Annotated in this window: 21 protein-coding genes; 11 read left to right on the top strand and 10 right to left on the bottom strand. The window is 69.0% G+C overall.

What is annotated here, in order from left to right:
* Positions 1 to 723 carry a response regulator transcription factor gene (locus tag K307_RS18990; RefSeq protein WP_042880407.1) on the top strand — a complete coding sequence of 241 codons (723 nt, stop codon included), beginning with the start codon at positions 1 to 3 and terminating at the stop codon, positions 721 to 723.
* Positions 723 to 2,051, top strand: a complete 1,329-nt coding sequence (locus K307_RS18985) for a sensor histidine kinase (protein ID WP_042880405.1) — start codon at positions 723 to 725, stop codon at positions 2,049 to 2,051. Before K307_RS18990 ends, K307_RS18985 begins: the two co-directional genes overlap by 1 nt.
* Before the next feature lie 982 nt (positions 2,052 to 3,033).
* Here K307_RS18985 and K307_RS18980 read toward each other — a convergent pair.
* Positions 3,034 to 3,969: a 2-hydroxyacid dehydrogenase gene (locus K307_RS18980; protein ID WP_042880403.1), complete on the bottom strand. Its 936-nt coding sequence runs from the start codon at positions 3,967 to 3,969 to the stop codon at positions 3,034 to 3,036.
* 488 nt (positions 3,970 to 4,457) lie between these two features.
* Between K307_RS18980 and K307_RS18975 the strand changes: the two genes are divergently transcribed.
* Complete coding sequence (locus K307_RS18975) at positions 4,458 to 4,913, top strand: YccF domain-containing protein (RefSeq protein ID WP_042880401.1); 456 nt, start codon at positions 4,458 to 4,460, stop codon at positions 4,911 to 4,913.
* Here K307_RS18975 and K307_RS18970 read toward each other — a convergent pair.
* Genes K307_RS18970 through K307_RS18960 form a run of 3 tightly spaced genes read right to left on the bottom strand, consistent with a single transcriptional unit; the run spans position 4,910 to position 7,267 of the window.
* Positions 4,910 to 5,380: a MarR family winged helix-turn-helix transcriptional regulator gene (locus tag K307_RS18970; RefSeq protein ID WP_042880400.1), complete on the bottom strand. Its 471-nt coding sequence runs from the start codon at positions 5,378 to 5,380 to the stop codon at positions 4,910 to 4,912. The two genes, K307_RS18975 and K307_RS18970, sit on opposite strands and share 4 nt — an antisense overlap.
* Before the next feature lie 35 nt (positions 5,381 to 5,415).
* A complete protein-coding gene (locus K307_RS18965; RefSeq protein ID WP_042880399.1) occupies positions 5,416 to 5,595 on the bottom strand; it encodes a hypothetical protein in 180 nt (59 codons plus the stop codon).
* On the bottom strand, positions 5,585 to 7,267 hold the full coding sequence (locus tag K307_RS18960; RefSeq protein ID WP_042880398.1) for an FAD-dependent oxidoreductase: 1,683 nt from the start codon (positions 7,265 to 7,267) through the stop codon (positions 5,585 to 5,587). Before K307_RS18960 ends, K307_RS18965 begins: the two co-directional genes overlap by 11 nt.
* Before the next feature lie 196 nt (positions 7,268 to 7,463).
* On the opposite strand from K307_RS18960, the gene K307_RS18955 reads away from it, so the two are divergent.
* From K307_RS18955 to K307_RS18945, 3 genes are all read left to right on the top strand, one after another.
* The gene (locus K307_RS18955) at positions 7,464 to 9,260 is read left to right on the top strand and encodes an OPT/YSL family transporter (RefSeq protein ID WP_042880396.1); all 1,797 of its coding nucleotides are present in this window, start codon (positions 7,464 to 7,466) and stop codon (positions 9,258 to 9,260) included.
* Between the two features lie 121 nt (positions 9,261 to 9,381).
* Positions 9,382 to 10,539 (top strand): acyl-CoA dehydrogenase family protein, encoded by a 1,158-nt coding sequence (locus K307_RS18950; RefSeq protein ID WP_042880394.1) that lies wholly within the window; start codon positions 9,382 to 9,384, stop codon positions 10,537 to 10,539.
* 32 nt (positions 10,540 to 10,571) lie between these two features.
* Positions 10,572 to 11,132 carry a hypothetical protein gene (locus K307_RS18945; protein WP_042880393.1) on the top strand — a complete coding sequence of 187 codons (561 nt, stop codon included), beginning with the start codon at positions 10,572 to 10,574 and terminating at the stop codon, positions 11,130 to 11,132.
* A gap of 135 nt (positions 11,133 to 11,267) precedes the next feature.
* On the opposite strand, the gene K307_RS18940 is transcribed toward K307_RS18945, so the two are convergent.
* Positions 11,268 to 11,642, bottom strand: coding sequence for a hypothetical protein (locus tag K307_RS18940; RefSeq protein WP_042880390.1), 375 nt, complete (start codon positions 11,640 to 11,642; stop codon positions 11,268 to 11,270).
* Between the two features lie 189 nt (positions 11,643 to 11,831).
* Complete coding sequence (locus K307_RS18935) at positions 11,832 to 14,690, bottom strand: M16 family metallopeptidase (protein ID WP_042880389.1); 2,859 nt, start codon at positions 14,688 to 14,690, stop codon at positions 11,832 to 11,834.
* A gap of 186 nt (positions 14,691 to 14,876) precedes the next feature.
* Between K307_RS18935 and K307_RS18930 the strand changes: the two genes are divergently transcribed.
* Genes K307_RS18930 through thpR form a run of 3 tightly spaced genes read left to right on the top strand, consistent with a single transcriptional unit; the run spans position 14,877 to position 17,540 of the window.
* Positions 14,877 to 16,385 (top strand): AlkA N-terminal domain-containing protein, encoded by a 1,509-nt coding sequence (locus K307_RS18930; protein ID WP_042880388.1) that lies wholly within the window; start codon positions 14,877 to 14,879, stop codon positions 16,383 to 16,385.
* Positions 16,382 to 16,942: a methylated-DNA--[protein]-cysteine S-methyltransferase gene (locus K307_RS18925; protein ID WP_042880387.1), complete on the top strand. Its 561-nt coding sequence runs from the start codon at positions 16,382 to 16,384 to the stop codon at positions 16,940 to 16,942. Before K307_RS18930 ends, K307_RS18925 begins: the two co-directional genes overlap by 4 nt.
* A gap of 28 nt (positions 16,943 to 16,970) precedes the next feature.
* Complete coding sequence (gene thpR, locus K307_RS18920; RefSeq protein ID WP_042880386.1) at positions 16,971 to 17,540, top strand: RNA 2',3'-cyclic phosphodiesterase; 570 nt, start codon at positions 16,971 to 16,973, stop codon at positions 17,538 to 17,540.
* Here the strand turns inward: thpR and K307_RS18915 are convergent.
* The gene (locus K307_RS18915) at positions 17,524 to 18,141 is read right to left on the bottom strand and encodes a LysE family transporter (protein WP_042880384.1); all 618 of its coding nucleotides are present in this window, start codon (positions 18,139 to 18,141) and stop codon (positions 17,524 to 17,526) included. The two genes, thpR and K307_RS18915, sit on opposite strands and share 17 nt — an antisense overlap.
* 133 nt (positions 18,142 to 18,274) lie before the next feature.
* Between K307_RS18915 and K307_RS18910 the strand changes: the two genes are divergently transcribed.
* Complete coding sequence (locus K307_RS18910) at positions 18,275 to 19,171, top strand: LysR family transcriptional regulator (protein ID WP_042880382.1); 897 nt, start codon at positions 18,275 to 18,277, stop codon at positions 19,169 to 19,171.
* Positions 19,172 to 19,359: 188 nt separating this feature from the next.
* Complete coding sequence (locus K307_RS18905) at positions 19,360 to 20,145, top strand: flagellar brake protein (RefSeq protein WP_042880380.1); 786 nt, start codon at positions 19,360 to 19,362, stop codon at positions 20,143 to 20,145.
* A gap of 85 nt (positions 20,146 to 20,230) precedes the next feature.
* Here the strand turns inward: K307_RS18905 and K307_RS18900 are convergent, their stop codons facing one another.
* The 3 genes from K307_RS18900 to K307_RS18890 all read right to left on the bottom strand — a co-directional run bounded on the left by K307_RS18900 (position 20,231) and on the right by K307_RS18890 (position 22,080).
* Positions 20,231 to 21,079, bottom strand: coding sequence for an IclR family transcriptional regulator domain-containing protein (locus K307_RS18900; RefSeq protein ID WP_042880378.1), 849 nt, complete (start codon positions 21,077 to 21,079; stop codon positions 20,231 to 20,233).
* A gap of 136 nt (positions 21,080 to 21,215) precedes the next feature.
* A complete protein-coding gene (locus K307_RS18895) occupies positions 21,216 to 21,644 on the bottom strand; it encodes a DUF6691 family protein (RefSeq protein ID WP_042880376.1) in 429 nt (142 codons plus the stop codon).
* Position 21,645: 1 nt separating this feature from the next.
* Complete coding sequence (locus K307_RS18890; protein ID WP_042880374.1) at positions 21,646 to 22,080, bottom strand: YeeE/YedE family protein; 435 nt, start codon at positions 22,078 to 22,080, stop codon at positions 21,646 to 21,648.
* Positions 22,081 to 22,268: the final 188 nt, after the last annotated feature.

Genomic DNA, 22,268 nt, shown 5'->3' with positions numbered 1-22,268 from the left:
ATGCGCGTATTGCTGGTGGAAGACGACGCCATGATCGGCGACAGCGTCAGGGTGGCGCTGCGCCAGGAAGGCTTTACCGTCGACTGGGTGCGCGACGGCGACGCGGGACTGGCCGCGGCGACCACCGCTCACGACGGCGAAGGCTGCTACGACCTGGTGCTGCTCGACCTCGGCCTGCCGCGCCGCTCCGGCCTCGACGTGCTGCGCACGCTGCGTGCACGCGGCGTGCCCACGCCGGTGCTGATCCTGACCGCGCGCGATGCGGTGGCCGACCGCGTGGCCGGCCTGAACGCCGGCGCCGACGACTACCTGGTCAAGCCCTTCGACCTGCAGGAACTGGCCGCGCGCATGCACGCGCTGGCGCGCCGCGCAGCCGGCCGGGCCGAGCCGCTGATCGCCTACGGCGATGTCGTGCTCAACCCCGCCACGCGCGAAGCCACCCACCGCGGCGAGCCGGTGCGGCTGTCGGCGCGCGAGTTTGCGCTGCTGTCCGCGCTGATGGCCCGGCCCGGCAAGGTGTGGTCGGTGCCGCAGCTGCAGGAGCGTTTGTATGGCTGGGACGATGAAGTGGGCAGCAATACCGTCGAGGTCTATATCCATGCGCTGCGCAAGAAGTTCGGTGCCGCACTGATCCGCAATATCCGCGGCGTGGGCTATGTGGTGCCGCGCCTTGACGGCGATGCAGCGGCGGACAAGCCGGCCGGCGAAGGAGACAGCCGCTGATGCGCTCCATCCAGCGAACCCTGCTGTGGTGGCTGGCCGCCGGGCTGCTCGCGGGCATCGCCATCGCAACCGCATTGATCTATGGGCAGGCACGGCAGGAAGCCAACGCGCTGTTCGACTACCAGATGAAGCAGATGGCCGCGGCGCTGCCCAGCCAGTTCGCCAACCCGGTGGCGCCGCCATTCCTCGGCGCGCCCGGCGACCTCGCACATGCCGACGAGGACGTCGTCATCCATATCTGGGACGGTTCGGGCCGCAGCCTGTACCTGTCGCATTCGCACGCGGCCCTGCCGCCGCGCGCCGAGCTGGGCTTTACCAACGTCACCACCGAGCAGGGCGAATGGCGCCTCTACAGCGTGCAGCTCGGGCCTGCCGTGGTGCAGATTGCGCAGCCGATGAGCGCGCGCCGCACACTGGCCGCGCGCATGGCGCTGCGCACCGTGGCGCCGCTCTTCCTGCTGCTGCCACTGCTGGGCTGGCTGGTGTGGATGGCGGTGGGGCGCGGCCTGCGCCCGCTGCGCGAAATCGCAGACGAGGTGCGCTCGCGCGACGCCACCACGCTGGCGCCGCTGACGGTGCGCCAGATGCCGGACGAGATCGCTCCGCTGAGCGCCGCGCTGAACCAGCTGCTCGAGCGCCTGTCGCACGCCATCGACACGCAGCGCGCCTTTGTCGCCGACGCCGCGCACGCGCTGCGCACGCCGCTGGCCGCGCTGCAACTGCAGGCGCAACTGGTCGAGCGCGCCGACAGCGGCCCGGCGCGCGACGAGGCCATCGGCAAGCTGCGCCAGGGGCTGGAACGGCTGACCCACCTGGTGACGCAGTTGCTGACGCTGGCGCGGCAGGAACCCGGCGCGGCCACCACGCCGCGCGCTCCGGTGGACCTGCGCGAGCTTGCCGCCGACGTGGTCGGGGAGATGACGCAGGCCGCGCTGGATCGCAATATCGACCTTGGGATTAATGGTGGCGAGGATCTATCGCCGGCGATCGTGCGGGGCGATGCGGATGCGTTGCGGATCCTGCTGACCAACTTGCTCGATAACGCGTTGGCTTATATCCCTTCCGGCAGCCGTATCGATGTGCAGGTGGGGCGTAGTGCCGATGGGCGCTCAGTTGAACTGGTGGTCAGCGATAATGGACCGGGTATTCCTGCCGAGGAACGGGGGCGTGTGTTTGATCGTTTCTATCGGCTGGCGGATGCGCCGACCGGCGGCAGCGGGCTGGGGCTGGCTATCGTGGCTGAGATCGTGCAATCGCACGGGGCGTGGCTGGCGCTGGAGGATGCGGGGCCGGGGTTGAGGGTCAGGGTTTTGTTTGAAGGGGGGTGAGGGGTGGTTCGTTGTTGGTGTGCGTCTGGCCCTACGGTTTGTACTGGTAGCTGCTCTACGTCCTGCCCTGGGGTTGGCATCTGGTCGATGCTCGGCGGGCTTTGCTGCTGGTGACATGTTGTCGTTGTTTGAACCGCTTGGTTCCGCCCTGCTGGGCGGGTCACTTTTCGTCCGCGAGCGACAAAAAGTAACCAAAAAACGCGTCGCCTGCGGCTGGCCTTTATCAAGGAGGCGGCGTGGGTGGTTCGGGTGACGGTGATTTCCGTTTTTGGCCTGGTCGCGGTTCGAGCCTGCTACGCCAGGTGAGTGTGGGGCGGTGCCTGGCGTGGACCCGCTTTTGAACGATCCCCATGCAGGGTGCAGGCCGCCTTCTAATCACCGTATCGCATCAACGCCTTCGGCTGCGCTGCGCGCGGCGCTCCGGGTCCTAATGGTTGGGATGCGCCCGCTTGTGGCAACCTCATGGGTGACAAACGGGTTCAAGCACATGGGTAACACCGTGAGGCCCGGATAGCCAAGGTAGAAACCTGTTACCTATGTGCTTGAACTGTTTTGTCACCTGCGTCGGTGAACTGTACCGGCCTACGAGGGCGGGAATCTGATGCGCCTGCGCGCAGCGCAGCCGAAGGCGTTGACGCGATGCCCTTGTTAGCAGGGGCCCACGCCCTGCATGGGGATCGTTCAAAAGTGGCCCTTCGCAAGGCACTGTCACTCACTCACCTGGCGTAGCAGGCTCGAACCGCGACCACGCTAAAACGGAAATCACCACCGCCCGAACCACCCACGCCGCCCCCTTGATAAAGGCCAGCCGCAGGCGACGCGCTTTTTTGGGAGGGCGGAACAGAGCGGTTCAACAACGGCAACATGTCACCAGCAGCGACCAGCAGCCGTCGAGCACCTACCAGATGCAAATTCCGCAGGCCAACCTTCAAGAACAACGATACAACCCACGCCTGCCAAGAACGCCCCCGGCCCAATCCCCTCATCCCACCGGCGTCAGCAGCACCTCACCAGCAAAATGCCGCCGCGCGTTCTCCAGGAACTGCATCACCGACGCCGTAATGGCCTCCGGCGACCAGCCGGCTACATGCGGCGTCAGCACGACGTTAGGGCAGCCGAACAACACCGCCGGCGGCGCCGGCTCACTCTCGTAAACGTCCAGCCCCGCACCACCCAGCTTGCCGGCGCGCAGCGCGTGCGCCAGCGCCTCCGTATCCACCACGCTGCCGCGCGCGATATTGACCAGGAAGCCCGCCGGCCCCAACGCCGCCAGCACACCCGCATCGACCAGGTGGCGGGTATCGGCCCCGCCCGGCGTGGCGATCACCAGGTAGTCCGCCCACGTGACCAGCGCGCCCACGCTGTCGAAATAGCGGTAGTCCACGTCCTCGCGTGGCTTGCGGTTGTGGTAGCCGATCTCCAGGTCGAAGCCTTCGCCACGCCGCGCGATGCGCCGGCCGATGGTGCCCAAACCCACGATGCCCAGCCGCTTGCCTGACACGTTTGGCCTTAGCGGCAGCGCGGTGCGCCAGGTGCCGGCGCGGGTGGCCGCGTCCAGTTGCGGTACGGCGCGTACCGTGGCCAGCAGCAGCGCGAAGGCGTGGTCGGCCACGCAGCTGTCGTTGGTGCCGGCGCCGTTGGCCACCGCGATGCCGCGCGCGCGGGCATGGGCCACGGCGATGTTCTCGAAGCCCGCGCCGAGCGCGCAGACCAGTTCCAGTTCCGGCATGGCGTCGATCTCCGCGGCGGTGAGGCCGGTCGAGCCGATGGTCAGCACCGCGCGGACGCGCCCGCCTTGCGTGGCGATCTGCGCGGCGCGGCCTTCGGCGTCGGGGGCGTAGTGGATCTCAAAGCGTTCGGCGATGGCATCAAGGTGGTGGGGAGCGACCTGGGTCAGGATCAGCAGCGTGGGCTTCATGGCGGGAACAGCGGTGTGTGTGGCGGTGGAGTCTGCGTAGGGTGACGGCGTGGCGCCGGCGCGGCGGTCCGCATGACGATGGCTGGCGGGCGTCACATTCTAGCGCCGCCGAGCCGGGCTTGCCGGAGGCGTCAGCGGCCGATGCGGTAGGTCGACAGCTTCGGCAAAAGCCTCGGCTGCATCGCTTGCTACTTGCGCTATGCGATGCCGCATGCCGTTACGTCTCACGCAGAAACGGGTACGCTTTGCCTTCGCGAACTGGTTTTCGGCGGCGCTGGGGATCGGGTTTGCGACGTGATTACCGAGGCCGACTAGGCGAATGGGGCGGATCCCTGACGGCGCATTTGGTACTTTCGGCGCCGTCCAGCAGGTCGCGGCAAGGCACGCAGAAACGGGTACGCTTTCGCTCCGCAACCGCCGTGCGGAGCCGCCCCCGCACCACCATTGCGTATCATGCGTGTTCCCTTCCTCACTCCCGAAAGACTGGCATGCGCGCAATCGGCAACTTCCTCTGGTTCATCCTTGGCGGCGTGGTGATGGGCCTGGCCTGGTGGCTGGCCGGGCTGCTCTGCTTTCTCTCGATCATCGGGATTCCCTGGGGCAAGGCCTGCTTCGTGATCGGCACCTTCACCTTCTTCCCGTTCGGCAAGCAGGCCATCAGCCGGCGCGAGCTGACCGGCCGGGACGATCTCGGCACCGGCGCGATGGGGCTGGTGGGCAATGTGCTGTGGTTCGTGTTTGCTGGCGTGTGGCTGGCGATCGGGCACGTGATGTCGGCGATCGCCAACTTCGTCACCATCATCGGCATCCCGTTCGCGATCCAGCACCTGAAGCTCGCCGGCATCGCGCTGGCGCCGATCGGCCAGACCGTGGTCAGCAACGAGGTGGCCGAAGCCGCGCGCCGCGATGGCGCGCGCACCCAGGTGGACAACCTGCGCCGCTAGGCGGCGCCGTCCCCGGTATCTTCCTCTTCCTGCCGGCCGGCGTGCGCCACCAGCCGGTCGAGCAGGCTGCCCAGCAGTGCCTGTTCCGCTTCGGTCAGCCAGCCGAAGATCTCTTCATTGCGTTTGGCGATCATCGCGATCGCCTGCCGGTACAGCGGCTTGCCCTGCGCGGTCAGTGACAACACCACGCCGCGGCCATCGGCTTCGCTGGCCTCCTTGCTGACCAGGCCGCGCTCCACCAGCGCCTGCGCGGAGCGGCTGGCCTGCCCCTTGGTGAGGTTGGCGCGGTGCGCCAGCTCGTTGACCGAGAGCGGCGCAAACGCGCCGATCGCCGCCAGGCAGCGGCCTTCGCTCAGCAACAGGCCACATTGCGCCAGGTAGGCGGCGGCGCTGTCCTTGTCGCTGAGCTTGTTGACCTGGTGCAGGCGGTAGGTCAGGAACTGGTCGAGGCGTGGCAGTGGCTTCATGGCGTTGTCGTGTCAGGCGTCGGCATTGTAGAGCCCTACGCCCTGCTGCGCACCTCGGCCTCGTCGATCAGCGCGAGCACCGGCGCCAGCGTGTCCTGCCGGCTCATCAGGCCCAGGCACACCATCGCCAGCAGCAGCGGGGCGCGCGCTTCGCCGGTGCGGCCCATGGCTTCGCACAGGCGGGTGTAGGCGAGATCGAGGTCTTCAGCTTGCATGGCGGGCTCCGGTTTGCATCAGGGGGGCGAGGGTGGCGCACACGGCGTCCCATGCGGGTTCGCGCCAGCGCGCCAGTACATAACCGTCGGGGCGGATCGCGTAGAGCGTGCCGGGCTGCGCGCCGTAGCGGGTGCAGGCCTGGCCCGAGATGTCGGTTAGCGCAGCATCGCCCGGCACGCTGGTGCTTGCGACAATCACACGCGCTTGCAGCGTATCGGGATGCGCCTGCACCAGCGCGGCCAGCGGTTCGGGCAGCGTCGGCCCCTCGCCGAAATACAGCAGCGTGAACGCCTGGCCGAAGCATTGCGTCAGGTGGCCGATGCCGTTTGCGCCGGCGACGCGCGCCTCCGGCGCGGGCATGCCGGGCGCCGCAGCGGGACAGTCGTCACCGAAGTCGGACGGCCCGTTCAGCGGCGAACCGTCATAGGCGATCGGCGCCGACTGCCGCGGGTTGATCAGCGAACGCACCGCGCTCTCCTGCGGCGCCAGCCGCAGCGTGGCCTCTCGCATCAGCCGGAAGGCAAAGTCGGGCGGGGCCATGAATTCCGTGCTCTTGGCACCGTAGGCGATGTTCTGCCGGGTGGCATGCACGCGTTCGGCGGAATAGGAATCGAGCAGGCTGTCCGGCGCCTCGCCGCGCAGCACCCACGCCAGCTTCCAGGCCAGGTTGCCGGCGTCGTCCAGCCCCGAATTGAGCCCGCGCACGCCGAAGATCGGCACCAGGTGCGCGGCGTCGCCGGCGAACAGTACGCGGCCGTGGCGGTAGTCCTGCAGCGTCAGGCACTTGGCGTTGTAGATCGAGATCCACAGCGGGTGCCACGGCTCGGTCTCGCCGATCATGTCGAGGTGGCTCTGCACCCGCGGCAGCACGTTCTCGGGTTTGACCGCTTCGTCCGGGTCTTCGTCGTCGCGGATCTGGTAGTCGATGCGCCAGACGTCGTCAGGTTGGCGGTGCATCAGGATGGTCGAGCCGGGGTTGGAGGGCGGATCGAACCAGGCCAGCCGCTCCACCTCGCGCTTTGTCTTCTGCACGATATCGACGATGACGTAGCGGCCTTCGTACTGGGTGCCTTCCATGCGCAGGCCGAGTTGCTCGCGCACGGTGCTGCGGCCGCCGTCGCAGGCGACAAGCCATTGCGCGTCGACCTGCACCACGCCGTTGCCGGTCTCGACTTCGGCCACCACGCCATCGGCGTGCTGGCGCACCGCCTGCACCCGAGCGCCAAAACGCACGTCGGCCGGTTCGGCGCTGTTCAGCGCGGCCTCATGGGCGAAGGCTTCCAGGTAGTACTGCTGGATATTGACCATCGGCGTGAAGCGCTCGCCCGGTTCGCTTGGCATGCGGAAGTGCAGCACCTCGGCATCGCGGTAGTAGCTGCGCCCGCCTACCCAGGGCAGGCCGGTATCGACGGTGCGCTGGTCCGCGCCGACCCAGCCGAGGATTTCCAGCGAACGGCGCGACATGCAGATGGCGCGGCTGCCGGCACAGTAGCCTTCGTCGGCTTCCACCACCAGCGATGCGATGCCCTGGCGCGCCAGCAGCGCGGCGAGCGTCAGGCCGACCGGGCCGCCGCCGGCGATCAGCACCGGCACGCGCGCGGGCCAGGGGCGCGATGGCGTTGGGGGCGGTGCCGATGGCACGGACGCGTGGGGTGCGTTGGAATCTGGCATGGCGGGATCCGGTTGGTCTCTGCAATGTGGTTGTGTACGCAACTATATCGGCGAGATAGTTGCGCACGAAACTAGTGTTTACCCGGTCGGGCCGGGATCGATGCGGCCGGGGCGGGCGCAATACGAGACTAGTCCCACATCGGGGAGGGTTGGCCTTCGCCTATGCTTCGCAAGGAGCACAACACGCCTTTTTTCCATGCCTACGCTTCCGACCGAAGCTGCGCCCCGCGCTGCCTGGCTGCCCCGTCCCGGCAGCTGGCAGTACCACGCGCTGCTTGGCGCGGCTGGCATGCTGGTGCTGGGGCCGCTGGGCGGCGTGGCGGCGGCGTACATGAATTTCTCGCTCGGCTTCTTTGTGGGCGGGCAGGTTCTGGCCGGCATCCTCGGCTCGGTGGTGACGGCGGGCTATGGCGCACCCGGGCGCCACGGCGCCAACTACATCCAGACCGCGGCGGCGTCCGTGGCGGGCATGGGTGGCATGGCGGTGGTTCTGCAGGCGATGGCGTGGCTGGGCATGGCGCAGCCGCCGCTGTGGCAGCTGGTGCTGTACATGCTGTGCATCGGCATGTACGGCGTGGGCGTGGGCATGCTGTATACGCCGCTGCTGGTGGACAGGATGCAGCTGACCTTTCCGTCCGGCCTGGCAGTGGCCAATATCCTGCGCGCGCTGACCGACCCGGTGCTGCTGCGGCGCTCGGTGGCGCGGCTGGCGGGCGGCATGGCGCTGGGCCTGCTCGGCGGGCTTGGCGGCGGACGCGTGCCGTGGCTGGCGGCGCTGGACCTGTCGGCGGCGACCTTTGGCGCGGGCATGATCGTGGGGGCGCGCATCGGCATTGCCGCACTGGTGGGCGGGCTGGTGGGCTGGGCCATGACACCCTGGTTCATCGCCGCGGGCTGGCTGGCGCCGGGCGAGCCATACCGCAAGGCTACTTTCCTGGTGGCGCTCGGCATGATCATGGGCGCGGCCATGCTGGATGTATCGCTGCTGCTGGCGCAGGCGAGCCGGCAATGGCGCCTGGCGCGGGTGGGACGTGCCGGGCAGCGTCAGGCGGCGCGGCGCGGGCCGGACATGGGCTGGGTGGCGGCGTGGGCGCTGCTCTGGGGTGGGGCGACCGTGGCGGCGGGCGTCGCCTGGTTCGGGCAGCCGCTGGGATTCCAGCTGATGGCGGTGCTGCTGGTACTGGTATTCGCGCTGGTCAACGGGATCTCGGTCGGCATGGTCGACCAGAACCCGATCTCGTCCGCCTTCGTGCTGACCGTGATCCTGATGGCCGCCGCCGGGCTGCGCGCGCCGCATGTCGGGCTGATCGCGGCGACCGTGCTGCTGGTGGCTACCGCCGAGGCCAGCGACATGCAGCAGGACCGCTCCACCGGCTGGCGCCTGGGCAGCGACCGCATGGTGCAGTTTGGCTACCAGGTGGCGGGCATTGTCGTGGGCGCCCTGGTGGCGGTGGCGATGGCGCGGCTGTTCATGCACGCGTACCCGGTGCTGGCGCTGGACCAGACCAGCCTGCCGGCCGACCAGCAGCCGGCGCGCTGGACCTCGGCGATGACCTACAAGATCGTGGGCGTGCTGCACGGGCTGGCGCAGTCCCGCACCGACCAGCATCTTGCGGTGGCGATCGGGCTGGCCATCGGGCTTGTCACCGCGGTGTTGCGCAAGGCCATCCTGGGGCGCCCGGCATGGCAGCGCTTCGCGCAGTCCGGCCGCGGGGGGCGGGCGGCGGATTTCCTGCTCGATGCGGTGATCCTGCCGTCGCCCTATGCGTCTTCGTTCGGCGGTTTCGTCAACCTGGCGGCGGCCGGCTGGATGGCCGCGGGCGGCGTGGTGGCAAGTGTGGCCGCTGCAGTGGCAAGACCGGCAAGACAGGGCCAAGGGTTGCCGCCGGATATGAGCACCACGTCGCTGGTCGGCGGCGGCCTGATCGCTGGCGACGCGTTGGCGGCTCTGGCGATCGGCATGGCCGGTCTGCTATCGGTCACATGGGGCTGAACTAGCAGGATTGTCAAATTATATTGACGCTTCTGTCCAAGCTGGCGTGGATTGTCAAATCCCGGGGCAGGCGTACCATTGACGGCCAGACTGACGTACTGGCTTGACCCGGAGAATCACCATGGCCCTTGACCAAGAATCCTTTGCCCTGCTGCGCGCCTCGGTGCAGCGCTTCATCGACGAACGCCTGAAGCCCGCCGAGGACACGCTGGAAGAAACCGACGACGTGCCCGCCGAGATCGTCGCGGACATGAAGGAGATGGGGCTGTTCGGCATCTCCATCCCCGAGAACTACGGCGGCATCGGCCTGTCGATGGCGCAGGAATGCGATGTGGCCTATGACCTGGGCCATACCGCCTTTGCCTTCCGCTCGGTGTTCGGCACCAATGTCGGCATCGGCTCGCAGGGCATCCTGATGGACGGCACCGAAGCGCAGAAGCAGGACTACCTGCCGCGCATTGCCAGTGGTGACCTGATCATCTCGTTCGCGCTGACCGAACCCAATGCCGGCTCGGATGCGGCCTCGCTGCAGACCAAGGCCGAGCTGGACGGCGACCACTACGTCATCAACGGCACCAAGCGCTTTATCACCAACGCGCCGCGCGCCGGCGCCTTCACACTGATGGCGCGCACCGGCGGCCCGGGCGCCTCGGGCATCTCGGCCTTTATCGTGCCGGCCGACACCCCGGGAATTTCGCTGGGCAAGCCGGACAAGAAGATGGGCCAGCGCGGCACCAAGACCTGCGACGTGGTGCTCGAGAACGTGCGCGTGCCGGCGGCCAACATCATCGGCGGCGTGCCGGGCGTGGGCTTCAAGACCGCGATGAAGGTGCTCGACCGCGGCCGCCTGCACATCTCCGCGCTGGCCTGCGGCATGGCCCATCGCCTGATCACCGATGCGGTGGCCTATGCCAAGGAGCGCAAGCAGTTCGGCAAGCCCATCGGCGACTTCCAGCTGATCCAGGCGATGCTGGCTGACAGCCAGGCCGAGCTCTACGCCGGCCTGTCGATGGTGCGCGACTGCGCCCAGCGCTATGACACCAAGCCCGCCGGCAAGAGCGACCCCGAAGTGAGCATGCTGGCCTCGTGCACCAAGATGTTCTGTACCGAGATGGTCGGCCGCGTGGCCGACCGCGCGGTGCAGATCCACGGCGGCGCCGGCTATATCGCCGAGTACAAGGCCGAACGCTTCTACCGCGATGTGCGCCTGCTGCGCCTGTACGAAGGCACCACGCAGATCCAGCAAGTGATAATCGCCAAGCAACTGCTGCGCGACTGAGTATGCAGCGGCCCGCTGCCGCAGGAGTCGACATGAACGATTTGCAGATCCGCGAGCCGGCCGGCCCGCTGCTGGCAGGGCATGACGGCGACGCGCCGCACCGGCTGCGCGCCGTGGTGGCGACCTATCGCCCGACGCTGCAGGCCTACACGCTGGCGGTGTCGCCCGCCGCGCTGATGACACTCAGCGCCATGCCGGCGGAGCTTGCGGCGGCACGTGACCCGCGCGCGCATGCGCACCTGGCGCGCCTGCGCGGCGAGGTGCAGGCCAGCGGCATCGCGCTGCCCGGTGCCATCGTGGTTGCGGTCAGCGGCGGGCGCCTGCAGTGCGAGTGCGACCACCTGTACACGCTCGAACTGCATCCGCGGCACGGTGACCAGTTGATTGTGATGGAAGGCTACGAGCGCCTGCTGGCACTCGCGCATGGCGAGCGGCGCCAATGCAAGACGCTGGTGTCAGCGGTGCTGTGGCGCAGCGCGCTGGACTACGCCGCGGCCACGCCGGTGGCGGACGTGAGCAGCGAGACGCTTGAGCCCGCGGTGGCGCAGTCCTGTGCGGCGCGCTGGGCCAATGCCACGCGCGTGTGGCACTGATCGTGCCGTCAGGGCAATGCGAGCCGCGCCGGTGATCAGCGCGAGCTAAGATGTTACGGGTAAGACGAAGCGAAGCCGCCTGCATTGGCGGCTTTTCTTTTTGCGGAAAGCAGGCGTGTACGAATGCCGCCTAGCCTATTGCGGCCACACGCCATCGACATCGCGCAGCAGGTGGCCGGCGAGGATATAGTCCCCGAGCCGCGTAGCCTTGGCTTCGAGGTCGAGCAGTTCATGGTCCGCCAGCGTGCCTAGATCGAACTGGCAATACAGGTTGCGTTGACGGAACGTGGTCTTGGGTTTGGCCAGCCCTTCGATCAGGGCTTCGCGGGAACGAACGGCGATGCTTTCTTGTCCGCGATACTGCACTTTGATACCGCGCTTTTCTCCGAGCCTGCCGAGTTCGACGGCGTCCTGCCATCCGGTCTCGTAGTCCAGCTCAAGCGCCAGCACGTCTTCCGAGGACAGAAGCCTGAGCGCTTCTGCCTTGCTGCCAGCTCGCACGATTGACATCCACACCTCTTATATCGACTTATACTGTACGAATATACAGTCAACCCGGGGTCGCGGCAAGGGCCTTGCGCCGCAGCGGCGCTGGCAATCGCACATTGTTTCGCGCCGCGCCCGGTCGGCCTTGCGCTTATCGCGCTTACCACGCTCGCGACACCTGACAGTGCAGCCGAATATTGTTTCCAACGTATGTCACGGGCGCGCAGCTGGTGTGGCACCCGTGGCTTCGTTGCCCGGGTTTGCCCCTGTTGCGGTGCTTGCATTCCCGCCCGCGGCGTCGCCGCTGGCGCCGACCTGCGCCGCCCCGCCGCTGAAGTCGCCTGCATATACGCGTGACAGCCCGCCGGGCTGCATATAGCGGCGGATGGCGGCGTTGACCGCTTCCGGCGTGGCGTTGCGCAACCGTTCTTCAAGTTCGGCAGTGAAGGCCATGGTGCGGCCCAGGTAGAGCTGGTTGGCCAGCGTGCCGGCCAGCGCCGCATCGCTGCTGCGGCTGACCATGCCTTGCTGTAGCAGGCCGCTGACGGCTTCGGCCAGTTCCTGCGCAGTGATGCCGTCGCGCACGAAGCGCTCCAGCTCTTCCGTCACCGCGCGCTGCACGCGCGGCAGGTTTTGCGGCGCGTACTGCGCCTGCAGGCCGAAGCGCCCAGCACGGTCGAGCGCGCCCACCTGCACCCAACTGCTCGCGCCATAGCTCAGCCCTTCCTGCTGGCGCAGCCGGTCGGCCAGCCGGCCGCGCAGGCTGGCGCCGCCGAGCACGCGGTTGGCGATCATCATCAGCGCATAGTCCGGCGAGTCGTTGGTCAGGTCGACCGGCGTGGAGGCGAGGTACACGGCGTTGGGCTTGCCCGGCGTGGACAGCGTGAACTCGGCCGGCGTGATCGGCACGAAGGGGCGGTCCACGCGCGCATAGGGCTGCGGTGCGTTCCAGTCGCCGAACAGCTGCGCGGCCTGCGTCGCGGCGGCCTGAGCATCGAAGTCGCCCACCAGGCTCAGCTGGGCGTTGCCGGCCCCGTAGAAGCGGCCGTGGAAGTCGCGCACCTGCGCCAGCGTGGCGGCCTGCAGGTCGGCGATGCTCTCGGCAAAGGTGCGTGTGTGGCGCGGGTCGCCCGCGGGATAGGGATCGCCGTGGCGGCCCAGCGCGTTGGACGCCAGCACGCCCGGCTGGCGCTGGGTGCTTTCGATCTCGGCGATGCTGGTCTTGCGCAGCGTTTCGAATTCGGCTTCGGGGAAGGTCGGTGCGCGCAGGATGTCGCGCAGCAGCGCCAGCACTTCCGGCAGTTGCGCGCGGCGCGTCTCGAAGCTGACAGTCACGCGTTCCGAACCGCCGAAGATGCCCGCGCGCGCTCGCAGTGCCTCGATGCGGTCCGAGATCTGCTGGCGGTCCATGCCGGCCGCGCCGCGCCGGAGCATCGATGCCGTCAGCGCACCGACCGTGGTCAGCCCCTGCAGGCTCTGCACGTCGCCCATGTGCAGCACCAGCACGCCGTGCACCACGTCGCCGCGGGCGGGCTTGGGCAGCAGCGCCAGCTGCATGCCGTTGGCGAGCGTCTGGCGCGTGGTGAGGGCCTCGATATTGGCGGGGCTGGGGTCGAACGGTGCCACCGCGGCCATTGCCGGCTTGCCCTGGTAGTTGCTGACCATCGCCGCGACGTCGGGCGCGGCCGGCACCTGCGCGCGCTTGGGCTGCTCGGCGGGCACGAACAGGCCCACGGTGCGGTTCGAGGCCTGCAGGTAGTTCAGCGCCACGCGCTGCACGTCAGCCAGCGTGGTGGTCTCGATGCGGTCGCGTGCCACGAAGAACAGGCGCCAGTCGCCCTTGGCGATGGCCTCGGACAGCGCCACGCCGAGCGCGCCGGGATCGTTGAGGTAGTACTCGTACGCATTGCGCATGCGCACGCGCGCGCGTTCCAGTTCGGCCTCGGTCACGGGCGCCTCGGCAAAGCCCTCGGCCTGCGTGATCAGCCCGGCGCGCGCGGCCGCGAGCGGCTGGTCTTTGGACGTCTCGACCATGAGCAGCAGCGCGCCGGGGTCCTTCATCGCATAGAGCGCGGTGCCGACCGACACGGCCTGGCCACGCTCGACCAGCGCCTTGTACAGCCGCCCGCCCGGGGTGTCGCCGAGGATGATGGTCAGCAGCGAGAGCGCCGTGCTGTCCGGATGCGCACCCGGGCTGACGTGGTATTGCGCGGTGACCAGGCTGTTGTCGCCGGGGCGCATCACTACCAGCTCGCGCGCGCCTTCCTGCGCGGGCTCGACCGTATGCTCGGGCGGCAGCACGCGCGTCGGGCGCGGGATCGGCCCGAAGTAGCGCTCGATGCGTGTCAGCGTGGCCGCGGGATCGAACTTGCCGGCCACCACCAGCACCGCGTTGTCGGGCTGGTAGTAGCGGCGGTAGAAGGCACGCAGGCTGTCGATGCTGACCTGCTCGACATCGCTGCGCGCGCCGATCGGGGCCTTGCCGTAGTTGTGCCAGCGATAGGCGGCGGCCATGGTCTGCTGCATCAGCATACGCCCCGGGCTGTTCTCGCCCATTTCCATCTCATTGCGCACCACGGTCATCTCGCTGTCCAGGTCGGCGCGCGAGATCACGCTGTTGACCATGCGGTCGGCCTCCATGCGCAGCGCCCAGTCGAGGTTCTCGTCGTTGGCACTGAAGGTGCCGAAGTAGTTGGTACGGTCCTGCGCGGTGGTGCCGTTCACGCTCATGCCGCGGCGCGCGAACTCGGTGGGGATGGTCTTGCCTGGTAGCGACGGCGTGCCCTTGAACAGCAGGTGCTCGAGCAGGTGGGCCATGCCGGTCTCGCCGTAGTTCTCGTGGCGGCTGCCGACCAGGTAGGTGGTGTTGACCGTGGTGGTGGCCTTGGCCGCGTCCGGCGCCAGCAGGATGCGCAGCCCGTTGGGCAGGCGGTATTCGGTGATGCCTTCGACCGATGCGACCTGCTGCGCCCGCGCCGGCACGGTGGCGGCCGACGTCTGCACAGGCTGCGCCAGCGCGGGCACGCTGGCCAGCGAGGCGATCACGGACAAGTGCAGGGCAAAACGGCGCATGGTGTCTCCGGTGAGGCCGCAGGCCGGGCCGCAAGGGAAGTCAGCGGGCCGGCGCGGGCGTTGGCGTGAAGTGCAATTCTAGCCGCCGCCCATGTCTCCAACTGTGCCGCAGCCCACGCCCGCACGCCAGAGGGAAATGTCCGAATCCAGCGGGTATGTGCCCGCCTGAAGCGGTAGCATGCCATCATGAACCTCGATCCCGATACCTGCTACAAGGCCGTGGCGTCGCATGACCGCCGCTTCGACGGGCGCTTCTTCGTGGGCGTGTCGTCGACCGGCGTGTACTGCCGGCCGGTGTGCGCCGTACGTACCCCCAAGCGCGAGAACTGCAGCTTCTATGAAAGCGCCGCGGCGGCCGAGAAGCACGGCTTCCGCCCCTGCCTGCGCTGCCGTCCGGAGCTGGCGCCCGGGCACGGGCTGGCCGATATCTCGGGCCGGCTGGCGCAGGCCGCGGCCACGCTGATCGACGAAGGCTTCATGGCTGAAGGCAGCGTGGCTGCGCTGGCCGCGCGCATCGGCGTCACCGAGCGTCACCTGCGGCGCCTGTTCGATGCGCAGTTCGGCGTGTCGGTGCTGGAGTACGCGCAGACGCAGCGCCTGCTGCTGGCCAAGCGGCTGCTGGCCGATACCGCACTGCCGGTGACGGAGGTGGCGCTGGCGGCGGGCTTCGGCAGCGTGCGCCGTTTCAACGATGTGCTGAAGACCCGCTATGGGCTGACCCCGGTGGCGCTGCGCCGCCGCGCCGCCGAAGGCGTGGCCGATCGGCTGGTGTTCGAGCTGGGCTACCGGCCGCCACTGGCGTGGGACGCCTGGCTGGGCTTCCTGGCCACGCGTGCGGTCGACGGCATCGAACAGGTCCGTGACGGCGCCTACGCGCGTACGCTGCAGGTAGAAGCCGGCGGCGGCACACATGTCGGCTGGGTGCGCATCGACCATGTGCCGCGCCGGCTGGTGCTGCGCGTGACGCTGTCGGCGTCGCTGGCGCGCGTGATTCCGCAGGCGCTGGGCAAGGTGCGCCGGCTGTGCGACCTGGGCTGCCGCCCCGATGTGGTCGACCGCCACCTGGGCGAGCTGGCGCAGGCGGTGCCGGGCATGCGGCTGCCGGGCAGCGTCGACGGTTTCGAGATCGCGGTGCGCGCGGTGGTGGGGCAGGTGATCTCGGTGGTCCATGCGCGGCGCATTCTTGCCGCGCTTTCCGAACGCGCGGGGCAGGCGCTGCCGGACACCGCACCGGCCGGACTGCGCTTTGCATTTCCCAGCGCCGCGGCCCTTGCCGCGATGGCGCCGCAGACGCTGCGCGACGCCGGCGTGCCGGCCGGCAAGGCACGCACGCTGCAGGCGCTGGCGCAGCGCGTGGCCGATGGCACCCTGGCGCTCGATGCCCACGCGCCGCCGGAGCAGACCGTGGCCGCGCTGCGCGCCATCGACGGCATCGGCGACTGGACCGCGCAGTATGTCGCGATGCGCGCGCTGGGCTGGCCGGATGCGTTCCCTGGCACCGACTATGCGCTGCGCAAGGTGCTGGGCGTCAGCACCGTGCGCGCGATGCACGAACGCACCGCGCAATGGGCGCCGTGGCGCGCGTACGCGGCCATTCACCTGTGGCATCGCTATGAGGCGATGAAGGACAACGCGGCCGCTGCGGCCGCGCCGCCGGCAGAGACCGCCGCGAACGAACCGGAGACCATCCCATGACCAGCTATCGCCATATCGACAGCCCGCTAGGCACCATGTTGCTTCGCGCCGAGGGCACTTACCTGACCGGTGTCTTCTTTGCCGGGCAGAAATACCACCCCAAGGGCATCGCCGACAGCCGCGCCGCGCCGCCCGCCGAAGCCGCGATACTCGACCGCGCGGCGCTTGAGCTGGCGGAGTACTTCGCCGGCCGCCGCGACCGCTTTACCGTGCCGGTACGCTTTGCCGGCAGCGCCTTCCAGCAACGCGTATGGCAGGCACTGCAGGCGATCCCGTGCGGCGCGACCGCATCGTATGGCGAGCTCGCGCGCACGCTGGGGCTGCCGCCGACGCATGCGCGCGCCGTCGGCGGCGCGGTGGGGCGCAATCCGCTGTCGGTGATCGTGCCCTGCCACCGGGTGCTGGGCAGCGCCGGCGCGCTGACCGGCTATGCCGGCGGCGTCGAGCGCAAGCGCGCCTTGCTGCAAGGCGAAGGCATCGGCGCCGCGCAGCAGCTGCCGGTGATACGCGCGGCGGCGGCGCTCGTGCCGCCTGACTTCGCGCTGGTCCCGGACTGAGCGCCCAGCCATCCGTCGAGCGCTTGCCATGCCGCGTCTGTTCATCGCCGTGGACGTCCCGCCCGCCCGGGCGGCACGGCTGCTGTCGACCCTGCCGGCGGCCAACGGCATACGGCCGGTACCGGCGGCGCAGGTCCACCTGACCTTGCACTTCCTGGGCGAGTCCGAAACGCTTGCCGGGCCTGTCGAAGCTGCACTCGAGCGGATCCGCGCGCCCGAGTTCTCCCTGCAGGCATTCGGTACGGGGCGCTTTCGCAGCGGACAGGGTGCCGTGCTCTGGGCCGGCCTCGCGCCCGGGCCAGGCCTGGACGCACTGCGCGCGCTCCACGCATCGGTCGGGCAAGCGCTGGCCGATGGCACGGGCATCGTGCCGGAGCGCCGGCGCTTCCATCCGCACCTGACGCTGGCCCGCTGCCGGCCAACGGTGCCGGAAAGCGTGCTGCGCGGCTGGCTCGATGCGCAGCGCGTGCTGGCGAGCGAGCCGTGGGCGGTGCAGCGCGTGGTGCTGTTCGAAAGCCGGCTCAGCCCGCAGGGCCCCCAGCACCTGGTGCTGGCAGCGTGGCCGCTGATGCCGGCAACGCCTACGCCAGGTTACTGAATCCCAGCGCCACTCCCAGCCCACACAGCGCCGAGCCGATGGTGCGGTCCAGCAGCCGCTGCTGCCGCCGCATCGCTGCGCGCAGCGCCGGCGCGGTGAAGACGCACGCCACCAGGCTGAACCAGGCCCAGTGCGCCACCGACGCGCCATAGCCAAACTGCACCGGCACCGGCGTGTGCACATCGACCACCTGCGTATAGGTGCTGACCACGAACAGCGTGCATTTCGGATTCAGCGCATTGGTCAGGAAGCCCATGCGCAGCGCTGCCAGCGGCGCCCGCGTGCGCGCGCTCTGCAGGTCCACCGCCAATGCCTGGCGGTTACGCAGCGTCTGGATCCCGATCCACACCAGGTAGGCCGCACCCAGCGACTTCACCACCGTCAGCATGCTGTGCGCGTGCGCCATCAGTACCGCCACCCCGAACATCGTATAGAGCACATGCACTTGTACCCCGAGTGCGATGCCCAAGGCGCTAAGCAGGCCCGCGCGCCGGCCGTACAGATAGCTGTTGCGGGTGACCATGGCGAAGTCCGGTCCGGGACTGACGACAGCGAGCACGGTCACGGCAGCGACCGCCAGCAATTCAGCGATTGGGATCATTTTCTGTCAGGTTTCGTTGCAGTTATCCGCAGATCGGCACATCGGCCGATCCAAGCGTACCCAATTCTGCGTAATCGATCCATGCCACCACAACCGATATATACTCGCGCAAATTCGTGAGAAAAACTGAACGATGCATTGGCTGGGCTGGATCCGATTCTTCGAGGCGGCGGCGCGCCACGAGAGCTTTGTCCGCGCCGCGCAGGAGTTGCACCTGACCCATGGCGCGGTCAGCCGGCAGATCCGGCAGCTGGAAGAGACGCTGGGCGTGGCGCTGTTCGAGCGGCGCAACCGCGGCGTTTTCCTGACCGAGGCCGGGAGCACGCTGTTTGCCGCCGCCACGCAGTCAATGGAGGTGCTGGCCGGCGCCGCCGCGCGCATCCGCACGCAGCCGCCGGGGCGCGCGCTGGTGCTGTCGTGCGAGCCCACCGTCGCCATGCGCTGGCTGATCCCGCGGCTGCCGCGCTTTGCCACGCGCCACCCCGATATCCCGCTGCACCTGATGGCCGCCGGCGGGCCGATCGACTTCGGCCGCAGCGGCGCCGACCTGGCGTTGCGGCGCAATGACTTTGCTTTCGATACGCGCTGGCATGCGCGCGAGGTGGCGCAGGAGCGGGTGGGGCCGGTATGCAGGCCGGTAGCCGGCCCGGATGCCCCCCTGGCGGTTCCCGTGCGGTTGCATACGCGCACGCGGCCCGATGCGTGGCAGCGCTGGCAGGCCGCCAGCAGCGATGCGGCGGCCGCGCTGATGCTGGATGGCGACGCCTGGTACGAGCATTTCTACCTGAGCCTGCAGGCCGCCGCGGCAGGACTGGGCTGGGCCGTGGCCTCGCAGCTGATGGCCGCCGACGAGATCGCCGATGGCCGGCTGGCAGCGCCATTCGGCTTCGTTGCCGACGGATCGACCTACCATTTGTTATCGCCCGCGCCGTTCGAGCACGACACGCGCCGGCTGGCGCTGCTGGGCTGGCTGCGCGAAGAGGCGCAGGCAACACTTGGCGCCCCGCCACCAGGGCTGGCGAAGGCCTGAAAGCGGCGGGGGCGCTACCCCCCGTAAGTCTGTGCTCAAGTTCTGCCACAGATTTGCCGAAGGTGTCGCCATGAGTCTTGCCGGACGCGGGGGCACGCGCTTAACATGCGGCGCGCGGCCGGCAGGCAGACCTTGCTGCCGCGCCACCCGGCGGCATCTTCCCGCCATTCCAGACGTTGCGTGAATCCATGAACCTGCACGATGCCTCCGGGCGCTCCGACGCCGAATCCGGCGATGAAGCTGGCGCCGAATCCGACATTGAGGCCGGCGCGCCGCCCGATGACCGCTACCGCCTGACGCACAACTCGCAGATCGGCACCGTGCTGCGCGACCTGTCGTGGCAGAAGTGCATGCTGAGCGTGCGCACGCGTACCGGGCACCAGTTCGTCACGTCGATCCTGCACGTCGATCCGGTCGACCGGACCTTCGTCTTCGACTGGTGCAATGCGGATGCCGAGCGGCAGTCGCTGATGACCTCGGAAGAGAACGCGTTCTCGGGGCTGCTGCGTGGCGTGCCGGTCAACTTCGTGGTGGGCCAGCCAGCCGCCACGCGCTTCGAGCAGGGCCCGGCCTTTGTCGCCAGATTCCCGGAGAAGCTCTACCACTTCCAGCGCCGGCGGCATTTCCGCGCGCGCACGCTGGTGACCAAGGGCTATCACTGCGAGATCCGCAAGCCGGACAACACGGTGCTCCGCCTCGATATCGCCGACCTGTCGCTGTCAGGCGTGGGCCTGCGCTCGAAGACGGTAACGGATGAGCAGTTGCCGGTGGGCACCACCATCGGCAAATGCCGACTGGATTTCCGCGAACTGGGCAAGCTCGAGCTGGACCTGCAAGTGGTCGGCCACTGGCTGGTGGGCCACGACGACAACGCCATCCACCATTTCGGCTGCGCCTTCGTCAATCCGGACGGGCGCATGGAAAACTTCCTGCAGCGGCTGGTGTTCTCGCTGGAACTCGCGCATCGCGGCTGAGCCGGCTGAAGCGGACCGCTTGCGCGGGCCGACGCTCGAGCCGCAGCTCGCAATCGTAAGAAAGGCAAGAAAGGCAGGAAAGGGATCAGGAGCCGACCATCCGGCCGATCGCCGCGGCGGCTTCACGCATCGGCGGCAGCAGCCGCGTGATCATCTCCGCCTCCGACACGCGTGCGGCGCGCACGCTCACGCTCAGCCCTGCCAGCACGATGCCCGAGGCCGAGCGCACCGGCACGGCCATCGCACGCAGGCCCGGCTCCAGCTCTTCGTCGACGATCACATAGTCCACCTCGCGCGCGCGCTCGAAGCACGCTTCCAGTTCCTGGCGCGAGACCTTGGTCTGCAGCGTGCGCGGGCGCAGTTCGGCATGCTCGAAGAAGCCGTCCAGCACCGTGGCGGGCTGGTGCGCCAGCAGCAGCCGGCCGTTTGAGGTGCAGTAGGCGGGCAGGCGGCTGCCCATGCCGAGTGAGTAGTTGAGGACCCGCTGCACTTCGGAGCGCACCAGGTACAGGATGTCTGTGCCGTCCAGGATCGCCAGCGTGCAGGTTTCATGGATGCGCGCGCTCAGGTTGTCCAGGATCGGCTGCGCCAGCGAGACCAGCGAGGTCGACGAGAAATACGCATGCCCCAGGTGCAGCACGCGCGGGCGCAGCGCGAACTGGCCGTCCTGCTGGCTGACGTAGCCCAGCTGCTCCAGCGTATAAAGGCAGCGCCGCACCGAGGCGCGCGAGAGCTGCGTGCGCTGCGCCACCTGCGAGATCGTCAGCGGGCGCTTGCGCTCCGAGAAGGCTTCCAGCACGGTCAGCCCGCGCGCCAGCGACAGCATGAAGTTGGGATCGCCGGCAAAGCTGCTCAGCAGGTCGGCCTGGGGGCGGGCAACGCGGACGGTGTCGGCCTGGGCATGGCCAAGACCGATGGGGCGGAGGACTTCCATGGGCGGGGTGGCGTCTCGGATAGTTGTTCGATAATCGCGCAATCTTAAACCGGCTTGGCGGCGGGGGCCAGCCCCGCATGCGTTCCCGACTGGGTTTGTGCGCCGCCCGCTGCCCGCTTCGTCCCGCTGTGGTGTCTCAGCCGCGCCAGCGCTCGGCGATCTCGTAGACCGCCATGCCCGTCAGCATCGCCCCGACAAAGCCCCACGCCTTGGCATAGCCCGCCCCGAGCGCCACCAGCGCCGGGCCCGGGCAAAACCCGGCCAGCCCCCAGCCCACGCCGAACGCGGCACTGCCCAGCACCAGCCGCAGCGTCACCGCGGAGGCGGCCGGCCAGTGCATCGGCTGGCCCAGCCAGGAGCGAGCGCGCCGGCGCGCGAGCGCGAACGCCACCACGCCGATCAGCACCGCGCCGGCCATCACAAAGGCCAGCGACGGGTCCCAGGGGCCCGCCAGGTCCAGGAAGCCCAGCACCTTGGCGGGGTTGGCCATGCCGGACACAATCAGGCCGATGCCGAACACCAGGCCGGCCAGCAGTGCAAACAGTGTCGGGAGGAGCGCGCCCATGTCAGCCTCCCAGCAGGTGGCGCTGCACCAGCACCGTCAGGAAGCCCGCCGCCATGAAGGTCAGCGTGGCCACCAGCGAGCGCACCGAGCCGCGCGACAGGCCGCACACGCCGTGCCCGCTGGTGCAGCCGCCCGCGTAGCGGGTACCGATGCCGACCAGCAGGCCCGCCGCCAGCACCTGGCCCCAGCTCGCATCGATATGCGCCTGCGGCATCGCGCCAAGTGCGTAGGCCAGCCACGGTGCGAGCAGGAGCCCCGCCACGAAGGCGACGCGCCAGCGGGTGTCGCCGTGCGGCAGCGTCAGCAGCCCGCCGACGATGCCGCTGATGCCGGCAATACGGCCCAGGCCCAGGATCATCAGCGCCGCGGCCAGTCCGATGACCAGCCCGCCGGCCAGCGACAGCCAGGGCGTGAAATGGGTGAAATCGATCTGCATGGAAGATGTCAGCCGGAACGGCCGCCAGCGCGGCCCGAGGCGGGGATTATAGGCGTCGCGGGGTCGCGCGCAGGGCCCGTCTTCCAAGGGCAGTCTGCGCCGCATGCGTGGCGAGCGCCCAAAAAAAAGTCGCCGCTGGGGAGCGGCGACCGGGGAAGGGTCGTCATTCAAGAGGGGGTCTTGGTGAC

The organism is Cupriavidus necator A5-1 (assembly GCF_000744095.1).
Lineage (GTDB): Bacteria > Pseudomonadota > Gammaproteobacteria > Burkholderiales > Burkholderiaceae > Cupriavidus > Cupriavidus necator_A.
Note: the sequence above shows the minus strand (reverse complement) of the source record. Positions and strands in the feature narration are given on the sequence as shown.